Origin of the sequence: Paraburkholderia tagetis (assembly GCF_022213065.1) — a bacterium.
GTDB lineage: Bacteria > Pseudomonadota > Gammaproteobacteria > Burkholderiales > Burkholderiaceae > Paraburkholderia > Paraburkholderia tagetis.
The window spans coordinates 513,876-531,940 of record NZ_JAKLJA010000001.1 but is presented as its reverse complement, the minus strand read 5'-3'; the positions used below and the strand labels follow the sequence as shown (position 1 = coordinate 531,940).

14 protein-coding genes are annotated in these 18,065 nt (G+C 61.9%); 10 read left to right on the top strand and 4 right to left on the bottom strand.

Annotated elements, in window-relative coordinates; genetic code table 11:
• Positions 1 to 19: 19 nt before the first annotated feature.
• Positions 20 to 331: a hypothetical protein gene (locus L5014_RS02240; protein ID WP_238461942.1), complete on the bottom strand. Its 312-nt coding sequence runs from the start codon at positions 329 to 331 to the stop codon at positions 20 to 22.
• Positions 328 to 687 carry a hypothetical protein gene (locus L5014_RS02235; protein ID WP_238461941.1) on the bottom strand — a complete coding sequence of 120 codons (360 nt, stop codon included), beginning with the start codon at positions 685 to 687 and terminating at the stop codon, positions 328 to 330. The genes L5014_RS02240 and L5014_RS02235 overlap by 4 nt, the downstream gene beginning before the upstream one ends.
• Before the next feature lie 563 nt (positions 688 to 1,250).
• On the opposite strand from L5014_RS02235, the gene L5014_RS39190 reads away from it, so the two are divergent.
• The 7 genes from L5014_RS39190 to L5014_RS02195 all read left to right on the top strand — a co-directional run bounded on the left by L5014_RS39190 (position 1,251) and on the right by L5014_RS02195 (position 10,707).
• A complete protein-coding gene (locus L5014_RS39190) occupies positions 1,251 to 2,171 on the top strand; it encodes a LuxR family transcriptional regulator (RefSeq protein ID WP_476638953.1) in 921 nt (306 codons plus the stop codon).
• Between the two features lie 58 nt (positions 2,172 to 2,229).
• The gene (locus tag L5014_RS02220; RefSeq protein ID WP_238461938.1) at positions 2,230 to 2,691 is read left to right on the top strand and encodes a hypothetical protein; all 462 of its coding nucleotides are present in this window, start codon (positions 2,230 to 2,232) and stop codon (positions 2,689 to 2,691) included.
• A gap of 89 nt (positions 2,692 to 2,780) precedes the next feature.
• A complete protein-coding gene (locus tag L5014_RS02215) occupies positions 2,781 to 3,230 on the top strand; it encodes a hypothetical protein (protein ID WP_238461936.1) in 450 nt (149 codons plus the stop codon).
• A gap of 403 nt (positions 3,231 to 3,633) precedes the next feature.
• Complete coding sequence (nirB, locus tag L5014_RS02210; RefSeq protein WP_238461935.1) at positions 3,634 to 6,066, top strand: nitrite reductase large subunit NirB; 2,433 nt, start codon at positions 3,634 to 3,636, stop codon at positions 6,064 to 6,066.
• A gap of 14 nt (positions 6,067 to 6,080) precedes the next feature.
• The gene (gene nirD, locus L5014_RS02205; RefSeq protein ID WP_238461934.1) at positions 6,081 to 6,407 is read left to right on the top strand and encodes a nitrite reductase small subunit NirD; all 327 of its coding nucleotides are present in this window, start codon (positions 6,081 to 6,083) and stop codon (positions 6,405 to 6,407) included.
• Between the two features lie 69 nt (positions 6,408 to 6,476).
• Positions 6,477 to 9,170 (top strand): nitrate reductase, encoded by a 2,694-nt coding sequence (locus L5014_RS02200; RefSeq protein WP_238461932.1) that lies wholly within the window; start codon positions 6,477 to 6,479, stop codon positions 9,168 to 9,170.
• Positions 9,171 to 9,498: 328 nt separating this feature from the next.
• Entirely contained in the window at positions 9,499 to 10,707 is a 1,209-nt protein-coding gene (locus L5014_RS02195; RefSeq protein ID WP_238461931.1) for a nitrate/nitrite transporter, read from the top strand.
• 141 nt (positions 10,708 to 10,848) lie between these two features.
• On the opposite strand, the gene L5014_RS02190 is transcribed toward L5014_RS02195, so the two are convergent.
• Entirely contained in the window at positions 10,849 to 11,091 is a 243-nt protein-coding gene (locus tag L5014_RS02190; protein WP_238461930.1) for a hypothetical protein, read from the bottom strand.
• Positions 11,092 to 11,997, bottom strand: coding sequence for a LysR family transcriptional regulator (locus tag L5014_RS02185; protein WP_238461929.1), 906 nt, complete (start codon positions 11,995 to 11,997; stop codon positions 11,092 to 11,094).
• Between the two features lie 101 nt (positions 11,998 to 12,098).
• Between L5014_RS02185 and L5014_RS02180 the strand changes: the two genes are divergently transcribed.
• The 3 genes from L5014_RS02180 (at position 12,099) to mtnK (ending at position 17,980) form a co-directional block, all read left to right on the top strand.
• Positions 12,099 to 15,674, top strand: a complete 3,576-nt coding sequence (locus tag L5014_RS02180) for an indolepyruvate ferredoxin oxidoreductase family protein (RefSeq protein WP_238461928.1) — start codon at positions 12,099 to 12,101, stop codon at positions 15,672 to 15,674.
• Positions 15,675 to 15,943: 269 nt separating this feature from the next.
• The gene (locus tag L5014_RS02175; protein WP_238461927.1) at positions 15,944 to 16,657 is read left to right on the top strand and encodes a GntR family transcriptional regulator; all 714 of its coding nucleotides are present in this window, start codon (positions 15,944 to 15,946) and stop codon (positions 16,655 to 16,657) included.
• A 57-nt stretch (positions 16,658 to 16,714) separates the two neighbouring features.
• Positions 16,715 to 17,980 (top strand): S-methyl-5-thioribose kinase, encoded by a 1,266-nt coding sequence (mtnK, locus tag L5014_RS02170; RefSeq protein ID WP_238461926.1) that lies wholly within the window; start codon positions 16,715 to 16,717, stop codon positions 17,978 to 17,980.
• Positions 17,981 to 18,065: the final 85 nt, after the last annotated feature.

Here is an 18,065-nt window from a genome sequence, read left to right as displayed (position 1 = left end):
TCGAGCCTCTCAAGATCGCTTACCCGATCTTGAGAGGAGGGACCCCACGGGCCCAGTATGCCAATTGTCCTTCGCTTGGCTTAAATTTTTCAAGTTCGCTCTGCCCTTTGAACTCCATGCCGCTGCTTACAGAGAAGCGCGGACAGTCGCTATCAATATTTTCAATACCTGCAACTTTGAGTATTTTCTTACTCCAGCTCAAGCAATTGTCGCCAGCGCCAGTACCGACAAGCTGGAAATCAACGCCGCTCTTACAAAATTTTTTTGCCTCTTCAAATGCTTTGTACCCTTGATCAAAATCGACGCACCAGCTGCGAAATTGTACGGTCATGCTCTTCTTTTTTTTTGATAATCGAAGAAACCGCTCTCGTACTCTGCAGCATGAGGTCCTGTCTGTTTTGGCTCGCCTTCTTTGGCCGACTTCCTGCCCCGATTGATTTCGCCTCTCTCCGTCTTGCCAAGCAAACCGGTGGCGACCAGACCAACCACCCCAAATCCGCTGAAGTCCTCCTTGGGCAACAAGTGGAAGACCTTATGCTTTCTGTATGCTTTTCCATGGACTCGTTCACGATAATTTTCTACCTTGCCGGGCTTTACGTGATCGAGATTATCGCGCCACTCAAAAACATGGGCGTGACCGTATTGAAGGGTTGGAAATTGTGACGTTACGACTAGCGAGACGACCATCCGCTTATTCCTTAGTTCGTGCCCCGTGTATCGGCTACACAACTCCGCGTCAGCGTTCCATTCGGCTGACCCTAATTCAACTACTGCTTCTGTGTGCTCGCACGCTGCCATTTCCCACTCCCGTAGCGTTTTTGCAAAAACTGGAAATCTCTGTTCAGGCCGTATGAACGGCATTTTTCACGAGGCACCGACCGGCTCTCTATACCCATTCACGTCGATGTTGAGAGTTATAGAAGAAATCGCACCTCGCTTCAATGTCCGAGAGAAGGCGAACCATCGCAATGCCGGGAAAGGCTACCAGGTGAATTCGATCGCGGCTTTCGACGGGCAACGCCAGGCCGACTTCGATCCGCATCATGTTTCTAAACAGACGCGCACGAAAACATGCCCTTTCGGCTCTTGCAGCGGAATGTGCTCAAACGCACAGATTGTCGACTGACCCTCGTGATCTCGTTGGGCGTTTGAATTCGCCGGACTCCTTGGGCACGCCACTCAATTCATAAAAGACGGCACCCTCATGCTCACCGAAGATCGGTGATCCGCACATTTTGCTTAGGGACGACATGCTTCCATTCGCGGATTCCACCCATCCACCGGTCCACGATGACGTCTATGCACTCTGGGATCGGCTGGCCGAATTCTCAGCAGGTGATAGCGATGTCGCGCTGTCCCATCTGCTAACCACGCTCTGTGCCATGGTCAAGGCCCAGAATGCGCTTTGGGCCGTTGTTGTGCGATTTCCTTCGCTCGTGCCAAAGGATCCTTTGTTCGGCTGGCGTCCGCGACTGGTCAGGCTCCTGCATCCGGTACCGGCGATGGTCGCTTCCGTGCAGGAGCAGTACGACACGCTCTGGTCCGGCCACGTCGACTCGTCACATGTCGTGGCCGCGTCAGGGAATGAGCCGTTCTGCGCCAATCTGCTCTTCGAGGCGATGCCCGCCGAATGGTTTAAAGGTGAGCACTATCGGCGCCACTATCTCGAAGTCGGCCACGGCGACAGCATCCAGGTGCGTTGCTCGCTCAACGACGATGTTCGGATTCATCTCTTCGTGTTTCGCGATGTGCGGGCACCTCGCTTCTCTGCACAGGATCTCGAGCGTCTGGGCTTCGTGATGCATGGGCTGAGATGGTTCAAGCGGCAGCAACTGCTCAGCCACGGCCTGCTCATCGCCGACGCTCCCCTGACAGTCGGCCGAGCGAAGGGTGCTGCTGGGGCTGCTCGACGGACTCACGGAAAAGCAGATCGCGCAGAAACTCGACCAAAGTCCGAACACGACGCACGTCCATATCAAGTCGATCTACGCCAAATTCAACGTCCGGAATCGCTCAACGCTCACCGCGCTGTGGCTCGGCAAGTTGCGATAGCGAACGGCAGGCGCTGCGGCGTTGCAAGCACGCGCTCACCTGTTCAGGTTATGTTCCGGCGTCAGCGAATCATCTACGATCCCGTAGAAGATCGAGGCGGCAATTGTATTGCAGGGTGACCATAACAACTACAGATGCGGGGACCAGAGCTTGTCGTCGAACGAAGGGGATCATGTCATGATTTCTATACCGAAAGCGGGCCTCCAGGCAGCGAAGCATCATCCCATGCATCTCGCTGGACTCGTTGCCATTGCTGGCGTCGCTGTGGCCTATGGGCTGCAAACGCAGCAGATGGAGGGGGAAGCAGCGGGACGGGCTGGCGGCAGTTACGAGCAGGCGTGGGCGGTGGTGGCGGCCTCGGGTGACGCGGGGAAGTTTGTCGCTTCGAACTATCGGACGTGCATCGAAGCTCGCGACCACGGCTACGCCATGACGGACGGGTGGCTCACCATCGTTCACTCGCGCTTGAACACGGCGGCGCAGTGCGGCCTGAAAACCGTCTCGCTTGCGTCGGCGAAAGGTGACGCGTTTGGCGCCCAGGTGAAGAGCGTGATCGGCAGCCTGCCCACGCAAATTGCCGTGCCTGGCCGAGCGGCTCGCACGGCCCGATGGTTCGTTATCGACGATCGACCCATTTGATGCACCGAGCGTGCATGCACCTTCTGCATCAGCCTGCGCAGCATGCCGTATCGTCGAACCTCCCCGGTTGGACGGTAACAGGACTCATCATGCTTCATGAAACCTACGTCCAGTCGCTGACGGCAATGTTCCTGTTCTGGAACTCGGCGCGACTGCTGACCTACGTGCCGGCCATCGTCATGCTGCTGAAAAAGGATGCTGACGTACGCAGTCACAGCTTGCTGACGTGGGGGGGCTGGGCACTGAGCAACGCCACGTTCGCCCTGATGCTGCTTGAACAGAATCATGGCATTCCAGATCGGATGTTCTGGATGAACGGTGGCAACACGCTCATGTGTTTGCTCACGTTTGCAGTCATTTTCACCCGGCGTCGGCAAATGCCTGTCGCGTGGAGCGCCAAGGTGGGAACGCGTTCCAGTACACCGGATTTTGCAGCAGTCGCACGCGGGCAAGCGACCGGTAATGCGCCGGCCAGTTCGCCCCATCACTGGGCCGGGTTGGCCGTAGTTGAAAAAATCGACTGCGACGACCGCGGGTAAGGTTCCCGGTTGCCGTGCGCGGGACGAATGGTGTGACGAAACACTCACATGCTCAAATCGACCGCGTCCTGGGATTCATGGTGACCCCACTTCGTTTGTGCAAAAGAGACTGCGCTAAAAGAGTGCGCCTGCCGCCTGGGCGGGCACTGCTGCGGTGCAAAAATGCGTTCAAGTTGGTAAGAGCTTTTCAATGATCCTCCACGGATAGCGGCCTGCACGTCTATGGCATAGGTGTTGCTTAACGTACACGGTGCTCGGCAATGGTGCCGAGATCACGAACGGCAAAATAACTGCGTCACCTCCCCGGTAGCGCAATCGGTCACCCGGATAGCGGCGCCCCCCTTGCGCTTTCGCACCGGCTGACGCCGTTGTCGTTCAGGTCGCGCACGTAAGGATCCTCACCATGAACAAGCCTCGTCTCGTCGTGATCGGCAACGGCATGGCCGGTATTCGCACGATCGAAGAGTTGCTCGCGCTATCGCCTGATCTCTATGACATCACCGTGTTCGGTGCTGAGCCGCATCCGAACTACAACCGCATCCTGCTTTCGCCGGTGCTTGCAGGAGAGCAGAGCTTCAACGACATCGTGCTCAATCCGCTGTCATGGTATGAGGAAAACGGCCTGCACCTGCACCTCGGCAAGACGATCGAGAGGATCGATCGCAGCGGCCGCACCGTGGTTGCTTCCGACGGCACGCAAGCACCCTACGACCGGCTTCTGATTGCGACCGGCTCTTCGCCTTTTATTCTGCCCGTTCCCGGCAAGGACCTGAAAGGCGTCATTACCTATCGCGACATCTACGATACCGAGGCGATGATCGACGCCGCAAAGGTGAAGCGTCATGCGGTTGTTATCGGGGGTGGTCTGCTCGGGCTCGAAGCGGCCAATGGCCTCAAGCTGCGCGGGATGGAAGTGACGGTCGTGCATCTGGCCGAGACGTTGCTGGAACGGCAACTGGATGCAACAGCGGGAACGTTGCTGCAGAAATCGCTCGAGGATCGAGGGCTCAAGTTTCTGCTGTCGGCAGCAACCACGGAAATTGTTGGCAATGATCTCGGAGAAGTTGCGGGCGTGCGCTTCAATGACGGTAGCGAGATTCTGGCAGACCTCGTAGTGATGGCCGTTGGCATCCGCCCGAATTCGACGCTTGCCGAGCGTGCTGGCCTGCATTGCAACCGCGGCATCATCGTCAACGACACGCTGCAAACCTACGATCCGCGCATCTATGCGGTGGGCGAGTGTGTGAGCCACCGTGGCGTCGCTTACGGACTGGTTGCTCCACTGTTCGAGCAAGCCAAGGTTTGCGCGAATCACCTCGCGCTCATGGGCATTGGCACATACAAGGGTTCAGTGCTCTCGACCAAGCTCAAGGTGACGGGCATCGACCTCTTTTCCGCCGGCGATTTCCTCGGTGGCGAAGGCACGGAGGAGATCGTGCTGTCCGATCCAGCGGGTGGCGTATACAAGAAGCTCGTGATCAGGGATGACCAGCTCGTGGGCGCTTGCCTCTATGGGGACACCGCCGACGGCGCATGGTACTTCAAGCTGCTGCGCGAAGGCCGCAAGCTTGGCGAACTGCGCGACCACATCATGTTCGGTGAGACCAGCGTTGGCGATGTGGGCGTGGCCGGGCACAACCGGGCCGCGTCGATGGCGGACACAGACGAAGTGTGCGGCTGCAATGGTGTGAGCAAAGGCGCGATCGTCAAGGCCATCACGGAAAAAGGTCTGTTTACACTCGACGACGTTAAAAAGCATACCAAGGCCGCGAGTTCATGCGGTTCCTGCGCGGGGCTGTGCGAGCAGATCCTGATGAGCACGGTCGGCACGGATTTCCAGCAGCCTTCCACCACGAAGGCTTTGTGTAGCTGCACTGACCGAAGCCATGACGAGGTGCGCCGAGCGATCCGTGAGCACAAGCTGCTCACTCACGAGGCGGTCTATGCCTTCCTCGAATGGCGCACACCGAACGGCTGCGCGACCTGCCGCCCGGCGGTCAACTATTACCTGGTTTCGACCTGGCCGCGCGATGCCGTTGACGATCCGCAGAGCCGTTTCGTCAACGAGCGTGTACACGCGAACATCCAGAAGGACAACACGTTCTCCGTCGTGCCGCAGATGAAGGGTGGCGTCACGACGCCGGCCGAGCTGCGCCGTATCGCTGATGTCGCGGAGAAGTACGATATTCCGATGGTCAAGGTGACGGGCGGTCAGCGTATTGACCTGCTTGGCGTCAAGAAGGAAGACCTCGTGAACGTATGGAAGGACCTCGGGATGAAATCGGGGCATGCGTATGGCAAATCGATCCGAACCGTGAAGACGTGCGTAGGCAGCGAGTTCTGCCGATTCGGCACGCAGAACAGCACACAGATGGGCATCGACCTTGAAACCATGCTGGCCAACATGTGGTCCCCCCATAAGGTCAAGCTTGCCGTATCCGGTTGTCCGCGCAATTGTGCGGAGGCGGGCATCAAGGACGTTGGCGTGATCGCAGTGGAGAGCGGATGGGAGCTCTACGTTGGCGGCAATGGAGGCATCAAGACCGAGGTCGCGCAATTCCTCGTCAAGGTGAAAACGGCGGAGGAGGTGAAGGAGTACACCGGCGCATTTCTGCAACTCTATCGCGAGGAGGCACATTACCTCGACCGCACGGTGCACTACCTGGAGCGCGTCGGTCTGGAATACGTGAAGCGCCGCGTGGTTGAGGATGCAGCCGGACGTCGGGCGCTTTATGAACGTCTGCTGTACGCGCTCGAGGGATTGCCCGATCCGTGGGAGGCCCGCATCGGCGGCGTCCAGCAGCGCGAATATATCCCCATCAAATCCATTGCCTGAGCCGAGGACCGGACATGAATGTGCCCCTTACCGACAACTGGACGCGCGTGTGCGAGGTCGAGGAAATCCCGCGTCTGGGCAGCCGCGTACTTGAACGCGCGCTCGGCAACGTTGCGCTTTTTCGCGGCGCGCAGGACCAGGTTTTCGCGCTGCTCGACCGATGTCCGCACAAAGCCGGTGCACTCTCGCAGGGCATCGTGCATGGCAATACCGTCACCTGTCCGCTGCATGGCTGGAATATTGCGCTCGATACGGGGCATGCGTGTGCCCCCGACAATGGCTGCACGCAAAGCTTCCCGATCAAGCTCGATGGCGGCGCGGTGTTTATCGCCCTTGACTGAACCCACCGCATGTCCGCATTTTCGCGTTGCCGTATTCAGTATGACCCTGCGCTTGACGAGAGCCGTCCCATGAAAACAGTGACCCGTTCCACCTGTTGCTATTGCGGCGTGGGCTGCGGCGTGCTGATCGAAGCCGAGGCGGGGCGCATTACCGGTATCGAAGGCGACCCCGATCATCCTGCCAACTTTGGGCGGCTTTGCACGAAGGGGCGCACGCTGCCGCTAACCGTGCGCAGCATAACGGGCCGCGCGCTGCATCCGGAGATGCGCCGGACACGCACCGCAACGCGCGAACAGACCGACTGGGCCAGTGCGCTCGATTTCGTCGCTTCGCGATTTGCCGACGTGATCGAACAACATGGTCCGGACGCAGTGGCTTTCTACATCTCCGGTCAGTTACTGACCGAGGACTATTACGTCTTCAACAAGCTGGCGAAAGGGCTTGTCCGAACCAACAATATCGACACGAACTCGCGGTTGTGCATGTCGAGCGCGGTGACGAGCTACAAGATGGCCTTTGGTGCGGACGGTCCGCCCACGTGCTACGAGGATCTGGAAATCGCCCGCACGGTGCTGTTCGCCGGCAGCAATATGGCGTATGCGCATCCGGTGTTGTTTCGGCGGCTGGAGGAGGCGAAGGCGTCCGATCCTTCCGTGCGCTGGATCGTGGTCGATCCGCGCCGCACCGACATGGCCGCGATGGCCGACTTGCATCTGGCGATAGAGCCCGGCACCGACGTTGCGTTGTTCAACGGCATGCTCCATCACATCATCTGGGAAGGGCTGATCGAGCGTGACTATATCGAGGCGAACACGACGGGGTTCGACGCGCTCAAGACACTCGTGCGCGAGTACACGCCCCGTATGGCGGCGCAAATCTGCGGCATCGAAGAACAGGACTTGATGCGTGCGGCCGAATGGTTTGCGGCCAGTCCGGCTGCGCTCTCGCTTTACTGCATGGGTCTGAACCAGTCGAGCCACGGCACCGAGAAAAGCCTGGCGCTCATCAATCTGCATTTGGCCACGGGACAGATTGGCCGGCCTGGTGCGGGTCCGTTTTCGTTGACGGGTCAGCCGAATGCGATGGGAGGCCGCGAGGTGGGCGGCATGGCGACGATGCTGGCGGCGCACCGCGACATCGCCAACGCCGCACATCGTAAGGAAGTCGAAGGATTGTGGCGCGTGAGCGGGTTGTCCGAGCGTCCCGGCCTGCCTGCGGTCGAGCTGTTCGATGCCGTGCGGCGCGGCGAGGTCAAGGCGGTCTGGATTGCGTGTACCAACCCGGTCCACTCCATGCCCGACATCGCGCGCGTGCGGGAAGCACTCGACAAGGCCGAGTTCGTGGTCGTGCAGGAGGCCTTCACCCACACCGATACCGTTCCTTACGCAGACGTTTTGCTTCCCGCTTCGAGCTGGGGCGAGAAGACCGGCACGGTCACCAATTCGGAACGGCGCATCTCTCGCGTGCGAGCGGCGGTCGAGGCGCCGGGCGAGGCGAGGCCGGACTGGTGGATCGCGAATGAAGTTGCCCGCAGGCTCGCACAGCGCTTGCAGGCCGATGAAAATCTGTTTGCGTTCGATACGCCAGAAGCCATTTTCGACGAGCATCGCCAACTCACGGTTGGCCGCGATCTGGATATCGGCGGGCTCTCGTACGAGAAGCTCGAGCGCGATGGCCCGCAGCAATGGCCCTATGCTGCGGGCGCAACGCATGGCGATGCGCGCCGTTTTGAAACCGGCCGGTACGCCACCGAAGATGGCCGGGCACGCTTTACTGTCACGCCATATCGGCCCGTGGCCGAGCCGGTGGATGCGCCGTATCCGTTCCGGCTCGTCACCGGGCGTCTGCGCGATCAATGGCACGGCATGAGCCGTACCGGTCGCGTGGGCGCGCTGTTCGCGCATGCCCCGGAACCCGCTCTCGCGATGAACAGGGCTGATGCGGCGCGCCGAGGCATTCACGAAGGCGCGCTTGTGAGCATCGCGAGCCGGCGTGGCGCGCTCGTGCTGCCAGTGCAGATGTCCGACGATGTTGCGTCTGGCACCGTGTTCGCGCCCATGCACTGGAACGCCCAGTTCCTCGGCAGCGGCGGCATCAACGAGACGACGATTCCAGCCGTCGATCCTTATTCCAGGCAGCCCGAATTAAAGCATTCGGCGGTATCGGTACAGGCTGTTGATCTGCCCTGGCGATTCTCGGCCGCCCGGCGTAGCGGCGACGCGCTCAATATGCAGGCTGCGGTGCAGCCACTGCTGGCGGAGCGACGTTATGCGTCGCTGCGCATCGAGACTGCCGACGATGGTTGCGAAATTTTGGTGATCACCGCTGCTGACATCGGACCACCGCCAGATTGGGTCGAACGTGTGCACGATGCGCTGGGCCTCGCGCGCGACCAGGATTTGCTGGAGTACCGCGACGCCAGGCGGGGGCACCAGAAGCGCGTCGCGTGGCGCGATACGCTGATCGATGGCTACCTGCTGTCGGGCGATGCGAATGGCGCAGCCAGCATGCTTGCGCGACTGCGTGAGGCGGCACCCTGGCAGGGACCGCGTCACGCGGTGTTCGTCGAAGGGCCGCGCGTGCAGCGGGAGCGCGTCGTCTGTAACTGCAAGCTGATAACCGAGAAACAGATTGTGGAGGCGATCGCATCGGGAGCGGATCTCTCCGCGCTGAAGTCGGTGCTGGGCTGCGGTAGCGTATGCGGTTCGTGTGTGCCTGAAATCCGCCGCATTTACGAAAGGGTGCCCAGTACCGCGCTGTAATCGGCATCGAGCCACTTTGCACGGTTTCGGTGCGGCAAATGCATTTACAGCGGTGCATTTCCGGGAGGTCTCTTGTCGATAAGCGATTTATCGTCATTGGCGCGAATATTGCTTGATGTTAGGGGCGCACGGCAATGGTGCCGGGTGCAGGAAACACAACCCGCTTGCGCGGCTGACGAAGGCGCGCAGGCCCTTAACGGACAACGACGTCCCCTCGTGCACCGGCGCGAGGGCACGTCGTTTTTTAATGGGTCGAGCAACGGTGGCTCGACAGCCGGCCAAGCCGTTTGCGATGAAAACGGCCATGCCTGACGATGGATTTCCCCTCATGGATGTAGACCGCAGTTTCTGGCGGAGTGGCCATCTCCCGACGCTCGCCTCGGCCTTTTTCTACTTCGACTTCAGCTTCATGGTCTGGTATCTGCTCGGCCCCCTGCAGATCCAGGTCGCGACGACGCTCGCGCTCACCACGCAGCAGCGCGCGATGATGGTCGCCGTGCCGATTCTCGCGGGCGCGCTCATCCGCCTGCCGATGGGCATGCTGGCCGATCGCATCGGCGCGCGCCGCACCGGTCTGCTCGGCCAGGCCGTGGTGATCGCCACGCTGCTGGTGACCTGGCGGGTCGGCATCCACAGTCTGCATCAGGCGTTCGTGTTCGGTGTGTTCCTCGGCGTTGCGGGCGCCTCGTTTGCGGTCGCGCTGCCGCTGGCCTCGCGCTGGTATCCGCCGCGCCACCAGGGCACGGCAATGGGCATCGCCGGTGCCGGCAATTCGGGGACGGTGATGGCCGCGCTGTTCGCGCCGGTCCTCGCGACCGTGTTCGGCTGGCAGACCGTGTTCGGCCTCGCCTGCATCCCGCTCGCGGCCGTCTTCCTCTTCTACGCCGCCTGCGCGAAGGACGCGCCCGGCGCCATACAGCACAAGCGCGTTGGCGACTACCTGCGCATGCTCGGCAACCGCGACGCATGGTGGTTCATGTTCTTCTACGCGCTCACATTCGGCGGTTTCGCAGGCTTTGCCAGCTCGCTGCCGGGCTACTTCCACGACCAGTTCGGCTTCGATCCGAAGACGGCCGGCTGGGCTACGGCCGCCTGCGTGTTCGCGGGTTCCGCCATGCGCCCCATCGGCGGCGTGCTGGCCGACCGGGTTGGCGGCACGCGCTCGCTGCTCGGCGTGTATGGCGTGGTCGCGTTGTTGATCGGCATCGCCGGTTACGGCGTCGGCACGCCATCGCTCGCGCTTGCGCTGTTTCTGGTCGCGATGCTGTGCCTTGGGGCCGGTAACGGCGCGGTGTTTCAGCTCGTGCCGCAATGCTTCGGCAAGGACATTGGCGTGATGACCGGCCTGATCGGCATGGCAGGCGGCGTGGGCGGTTTCGCGCTTGCCTCGAGCCTCGGCGCCATCAGGCAGGCGACCGGCTCCTATGCCGAGGGCCTCTGGCTGTTCGCGGGCCTCGCGCTCGCCGGCGGACTCGGCCTGGTGTATGTCAAGGGGCGCTGGCGCGCAGCGTGGACGGGCGCGACCGCACGGATTTAGTACGTAACCCGAAACAACCGGATCGCAACCAAGGCAATCCTCATCGAACAAGCCCCGTCTTGTCGTCATCTGCAACGGCATGGCGGGTATTCGCGCGATAGGAAAGGCGAAGCCTTAATTTTGGATCGCTAAGTGATATATTCAATTGCATTTTTCCTTATTGCAGTCGTTTCGGCCGTTTTTGCTTTCAGCCCATTTTCCAAAGAGGCTGAGTGCTTCGCCAAGGCGGTTTTCATTGTTTTTGTCATGCTGTTCGCGCTTGCCCTGGACTTCCGCAGAAGGCAGCGCTGATCGGAAGCAAACAGAAAGCGGTGCTATCGATTTGCTGCTGCCGATCGCGCCGACGGCATCCGTGGCTGAAGGCGTCAGCCATCGCTTGTGCACTTACGTCCCGCACGCATGAATCAGAAACTGTTGCAGCGCGGCGGCGGGCCCGCTCATTTGCACGCCCTTTTGCCAGATCATGCCGGCCTCCATATGCGGAATCGCGTCGAGCACGGGCCGCGCCTCGATGCGTTTGCCTTCGAGCGACCACGGGCGAAACACCATATCCGATAGCACCGTTACGCCAAAGCCATGGGCGACGAGCCCGCGCAGCGCTTCCATCGAAGACGTGCGAAACGCGATATTCGGCTTGGCGCTTTTCTTTTTCCAGTAGCGCAGTGTCGACTGCTCGGCCTCGTCCACCGTAATCAGAATGTAGGGATGCGCGGCGATATCCTTGAGCGACGGCGCGTCGATCTGCGCGAGCGGATGCGAGGGCGCCACCCACAACTGCCGCCGCGAGCGGTTGAGCACCTGGCTGCCGAAGCGGCTCAGGCGCTCGACGTTCGATAGCAGCACCACGCCAATTTCCACCTCGCCGTTCAGGACCGCTTTTTCGATGTCGGGACGCTCGCGGTCCTGCAAGTCGAAATCCACGAATGGATAAGTCGCGCGAAAACGCGCGAGCAATTCGGGCAGGAAATAGCCGAGCAGCGTATAGGTCGCGGCGATGCGCACGGTCCCGCGCATGTCGTGCGCCCGGAACGGCGGTTTGTGCACTGCATCACGCGCGGCGTCCAGCACGCGGCGCGCGTGATTATAAAAATCCTGACCGTCCGGTGTGAGCACGACGCCGTGAGGCAGGCGCTCGAACAGCCGCGTATCGAGCCCGCTTTCGAGCGCGAGAACGGCGTTGGTGATCGCCGATTGCGAGACGTGCTCGTTGGCCGCCGCCATCGAGAACTGGCCCGTTTGCGCTGCCGCCACGAAGTAGCGGAGCTGCCGCAGAGTGAGATCGAACGCCATCTGTTTTTCGCATATCAGAGTTGTCTATTTGTGATTTTACGATACGAACAGGGCTTTCTATACTCGCCTGAAAACGATCATCACGCGGAGACAAAATCCCCATGAATGCGCGCGACCCTGTTGCACAGGACGTAACGACCGACTCGCCGGCCACCCCGGTTTCGCTCGACGACAAGTACACGCTCGAACGCGGGCGGGTTTACATCAGTGGCACGCAGGCGCTGGTTCGGTTACCGATGCTGCAGAAGGCACGCGACCGCCAGGCTGGCCTGAATACCGCAGGCTTTATTTCGGGCTATCGCGGCTCGCCGCTGGGCGCGCTCGATCAGTCGCTGTGGAAAGCCAAAAAGCATCTGCAGGACAACGACATTGTTTTTCAGCCGGGCGTGAACGAGGACCTCGCGGCAACTGCCGTGTGGGGCTCGCAGCAGGTCAACCTGTGGCCGGGCGCGACGCGCGACGGCGTATTCGGCATGTGGTACGGCAAGGGCCCGGGCGTCGACCGCACGGGCGACGTGTTCAAGCATGCGAACTCGGCGGGCAGTTCGGCTCACGGCGGCGTGCTCGTGCTGGCGGGTGACGACCACGCGGCGAAGTCGTCCACGGTTGCGCATCAATCCGAGCACGCGTTTATCGCGGCCGGCATTCCCGTGCTTTATCCCTCCAACGTGCAGGAATACATCGACTACGGTTTGCACGGCTGGGCGATGAGCCGCTACTCGGGCCTCTGGGTGGCCATGAAGTGCGTGACCGATGTGATCGAATCCACGGCGTCGATCGATCTCGATCCGGGGCGCGTGGAGATCGTCACGCCGGACGACTACACGATGCCGGCGGGCGGCCTCAATATCCGCTGGCCCGATACCCCGCTGGTGCAGGAAGCCCGCTTGCTGGACGAGAAGTGGTATGCGGCGCTCGCCTATGTGCGCGCGAACAAGCTGAACCGCGTCGTGATCGATTCGCCGGCGCCGCGCTTTGGCATCATGACCGCGGGCAAGGCGTATCTGGACGTGCGCCAGGCGCTCAGCGACCTCGGTCTCGACGATCAAACGTGTGCGCAGATCGGCTTGCGCGTCATGAAGGTGGGCTGCGTGTGGCCGCTCGATGCACAGGACGCACGCGCATTCGCCACCGGTCTCGAAGAGATTCTCGTGGTCGAGGAAAAGCGCCAGATTCTCGAATATGCGTTGAAGGAAGAGCTATACAACTGGCGCGAGGACGTCCGTCCGAAGATCTACGGCAAGTTCGACGAACGCGACAACGAAGGCGGCGAGTGGTCCGTGCCGCGTGGCAACTGGCTGCTGCCCGCGCATTACGAGCTTTCGCCCGCGCTTATCGCCAAGGCCATCGCGCGGCGTCTCGCGCGCGCCGATCTGCCCGCGGACGTGCGCGCACGCATGCTTGCACGCGTGGCGATTATCGAGGCCAAGGAGCGCGAGGCGGCGAAGCCTCAAGTCACTGTCGAGCGCAAGCCGTGGTTCTGCTCGGGCTGTCCGCACAACACGTCGACCAACGTGCCCGAAGGCTCGCGCGCGCTCGCGGGCATCGGCTGCCATTACATGTCGATCTGGATGGACCGCAAGACCGAGACCTTCAGCCAGATGGGCGGCGAGGGCGTGACGTGGATCGGGCAGATGCACTTCGCCGGCGACAAGCACGTGTTTGCCAATCTCGGCGACGGCACCTATTTCCACTCCGGGCTGCTTGCCATTCGCGCGGCCATCGCGGCGAACGCGAATATCACGTACAAGATCCTCTATAACGATGCGGTCGCCATGACGGGCGGCCAGCCCATCGACGGCGTGCTGACCGTGTCGCAGATCGTGCATCAGGTCCATGCCGAAGGCGCGAAGCGCATCGTGATCGTCACGGACGAGCCGCAGAAATACGATGCGCGCATCGTGCTGCCCACGGGCGTGGACATTTTCCATCGCGACGAACTCGACACCGTGCAGCGCACGCTGCGCGAAGTGCCCGGTACGACCGTGCTGATCTACGACCAGACCTGCGCCACGGAAAAGCGCCGCCGCCGCAAGCGCGGCACGTATCCCGATCCGGCGCGCCGCGCGTTTATCAACGACGCGGTTTGCGAAGGCTGTGGCGATTGCTCGGTGCAATCGAACTGCCTGTCCGTCGAGCCGCTCGAAACGCCGCTCGGCACCAAGCGCAAGATCAATCAGTCGTCGTGCAACAAGGATTTTTCGTGCGTGAAGGGCTTTTGCCCGAGCTTCGTGACGGCCGAAGGCGCGCAACTGCGCAAGCCGCAGGCCGCGCGTAATGCAGCAGCCACACCCGATTTCGACGCGCTGCCGCTGCCCACGCTGCCGGCGCTCGCACGGCCCTACGGCATTCTCGTCACGGGCGTGGGCGGCACGGGCGTGGTGACCATCGGCGGGCTGATCGGCATGGCCGCGCATATCGAGCGCAAGGGCGTGACCGTGCTCGACATGGCGGGGCTCGCGCAGAAGGGCGGCGCCGTGTTGAGCCACGTGCAGATCGCATCGGCGCCCAACGCGCTGCATGCGACGCGCATCGCCACGGGCGAAGCGCGCCTCGTGATTGGCTGCGATGCGCTGGTGAGTGCATCGGCCGACGTGCTCTCGCGCACCCAACATGGCGTGACGGTGGCCGCAGTCAATAGCGGTGCGACGCCAACGGCGGATTTGGTACGGAATCCGAAGTGGGTGTTCCCCGGTGCGCAGACGGAAGCGGGTCTGCGCGAAAGCATCGGCCAGGGATGCGAGTTCATCGACGCCAATGCGCTCGCGCTCTCGCTGCTGGGCGACACGATTTACAGCAATCCGTTGCTGCTGGGCTTCGCATGGCAAAAGGGCTGGCTGCCGCTCGAGCTTGCGAGCCTGCTGCGCGCAATCGAGCTCAATGGCGTGGCGGTCGAGAAAAATCGCCTCGCGTTCAACTGGGGCCGTCATGTGGCGCAACACGGCGAAGCAGCCATTCAGGCACACACGAAGCCTTCGGCGCAGGCGATTGTCGTGCGCATGCCCGAATCGCTCGACACGGTAGTCGCCTCGCGCGAAGCGTTGTTGACGGCGTATCAGAACACCGCTTATGCGCAGCGCTATCGCAGCGTGATCGACCGTATGCGCGCCAAGGAAACGCAAGCCACCGGCAACGCGAAGCTGCCGCTCACGCGCACGGTTGCCGTGAGTCTCGCGAAGCTCATGGCCTACAAGGACGAATACGAAGTCGCGCGCCTCTATGCCGATCCCGCGTACCTTGCGAAACTGCGCGAGCAGTTCGAAGGCGAACCGGGCCGCGATTACAAGCTGAACTTCCACCTTGCGCCGCCGTTGCTCGCGAAACGCGATGAACAGGGCCGCTTGAAGAAGAAGCAATTCGGCCCGTGGGTGCTCCCGGCTTTGCGTGCGCTCGCTCGCATGAAGGGGCTGCGCGGCACGGCGCTGGACGTGTTCGGCCACACGGCGGAACGGCGCGGCGAACGTCAGTTGATTGCCGATTACCTCGCGCTCGTCGACGAATTCTGCGCAACGCTCGACGCCGATCGTCTCCCCGTGGCGCTCAAGCTGGCAGGCATCCCCGACGACATTCGCGGCTTTGGCCATGTGAAGGAGAACAACATGCGCGCCGCGGCCAGCAAGCGCGAGCAACTGCTGCGCGAGTACCGCACGCCGGTGCGCATGGCGGCCAGCGCGTAAGCACGCGTCATCGCGCATAAGCACCTGTAAGTCGATGCCCTCTCGCCGCAAGACGTTCCGCCGGCGAGAGGGCATGTCGCGAGCCCCCCAAAAAAAGCCGTCCCGGTGGACGGCTCAAATCAGAAAATGCTTAGGGGCGCAGGATCCTTTGAGGCAGTTTTATCGTTTGCAAACTCCCCATATTGCACCGCTTCCAAGGGAAAACCATGGGTCGATGACATCAGACGTCTGATGTAAATTGACGCCCAACGTGGCTATCCAGGGCACCCATGCGTCTGAGCGTCGATCAGTCGATGTGCGAGCGAATCCAGGATTCGTTGCTGGCAATGATTCGCGAGCGCGCGCTCAAGCCGGGCGACCAGATTCCCACCGAGCCCGAGCTTTGCGAGTTGCTGGGCGTGGGTCGTTCGAGCCTGCGCGAAGCAGTGGCGCAGATGATTTCGCACGGGCTGCTCACGCGTGTGCATGGCAAGGGCACCTTCGTCAGGCAAATCGCGCTGAAGCTGCAAGGCGGGTTGGATGATCTGATGTCTGTGACGGACATGATCCGCAGCGTGGGCGCGGTGCCTTCCACGAGCCGTTTGCAGGTGAAGACGATTGCCGCTTCGGGAACGCTGGCGCACAAGCTCAACCTGGCCGAGGGCGAACCCTGCTTGCGGCTGGAGCGCGTGCGCCACGCCGACGATGCGATCGCCGCGTATTGCATCGACATCGTGCCGAAGGCGGTGCTCGATGGGCATGAACTGGGCGAGTCGCTGTTTGGCACGTTCGAGCGTGCAGGTATCCGCCTTTCGCATACGCACAGCTCGATTCAGCCAACGGTGCTGACGCCGCGCGACTTGCCGGAATTGCAGGAGAGTCTCGGCCTCTTTCTGCTGATCGACGAAGTGGACTTCGACGAAACCGGACGCGCGGTCTGCTACAGCAACGACTACTACAACGCCAGCATTTTCAAGTTCGATCTCGTACGCAAGCGACGTTAGCTGGACGGACCCATGGACTCACGGACCCACGGGTCCACCTTCCGCACAGGAAAACCCATGCACTTCGAGGCTTTCAGCTCTTCCGAACTGGCGGCATACCTGAGGGGTATTCCTGCCGTGAGCGCACGGCTGGGCGACGACAGCGAGCTCGATGTCGTCGAAGTGGGCGACGGCAACCTGAACTATGTCTATTTCGTGAGCAGCGCGCGCGATCCGCAACGCAGCGTGGTCGTCAAGCAGGCGCCGCCGTTCCTGCGGCTCGTGGGCGAGGACTGGCCCTTGCCGCGCGAGCGCATGGAGCGCGAAGTGGCCGCGTTGCGCCGCTTCGGCGCGCTGTGCCCGCAGCACGTGCCGAGCGTCTATCACGCCGACAGCGAAAAATTCCTCATGGTGATGCAGCGGCTCGACGCGCATCGCGTGCTGCGCCAGGGGCTTATCGACGGCCTCGTGTATCCGCATCTGGCCGATCACCTTTCCACGTTTCTCGCCCGCACGCTCTTTCACGGCTCCGACCTGTATCTCGCGCCCGACGCGAAGAAGGCGGCTGTGGGCGGCGACATCAACACCGAGTTGTGCAGGATTACCGAGGATCTCGTTTTCACGTTTCCATTCGAGGACGACCCGTCGAACGTGTATAGTCCCGCGCTGCCGGCTGCTGCAATCGAGCGGCTGCGCACGCACGAGCCGCTGCGGCGCGCGGCGGGCGAGATGAAGTGGGCGTTCATGAACCATGCGGAAACGCTCGTGCACGGCGATCTGCATACGGGCTCGATCATGGCGAACGAGCGCGAGACCTATGTGATCGATCCCGAGTTCGCATTCTATGGGCCGATGGGATTCGACCCGGGCGCGTTTATCGCGAACCTGCTGCTGGCGTGCTACGCGCGCGACTGGCACGACCGCGTGGCGGGGCGCGATCCTGCTGTGTATCAGCGCTGGCTGCTCGAACAGGTTGTGCAGGCATGGAACGGCTTCGCGGAAAAATTCGCGGGCCTCTGGCGTGCGCATGAGCGCGAGACGGGCCGCGCGTATATTGGCGGCCCCGCCGGGACGCGTGCCGCCGAGGCGTTTCGCGAAGACTTCGTGCGGCGGTTGCTGGCGGACACGCTGGGCTTTGCGGGCTGCAAGATGATCCGGCGCATCGTCGGCATGGCGAAGGTCGCGGAGGTCACCAGCATCAAGGACGATGCGGTGCGCGCGAGGGTGGAAGTGCGCTGCCTGCGGCTGGCCGAGGCGCTGCTCGTGCAACGGCGCGAACTCGCTTCGATCGAGGCGGTTGTCGCGCTGGCAGGGCAGGTGCTTGCGCAGCCGGTGGACGCATGAGCGCGCCCGCATAAACGAACCGATCAAAGAACGATCACGAAGCGATCACGAAGCGATCACGAAACAGCGCGCCGCGCGAGCGGCG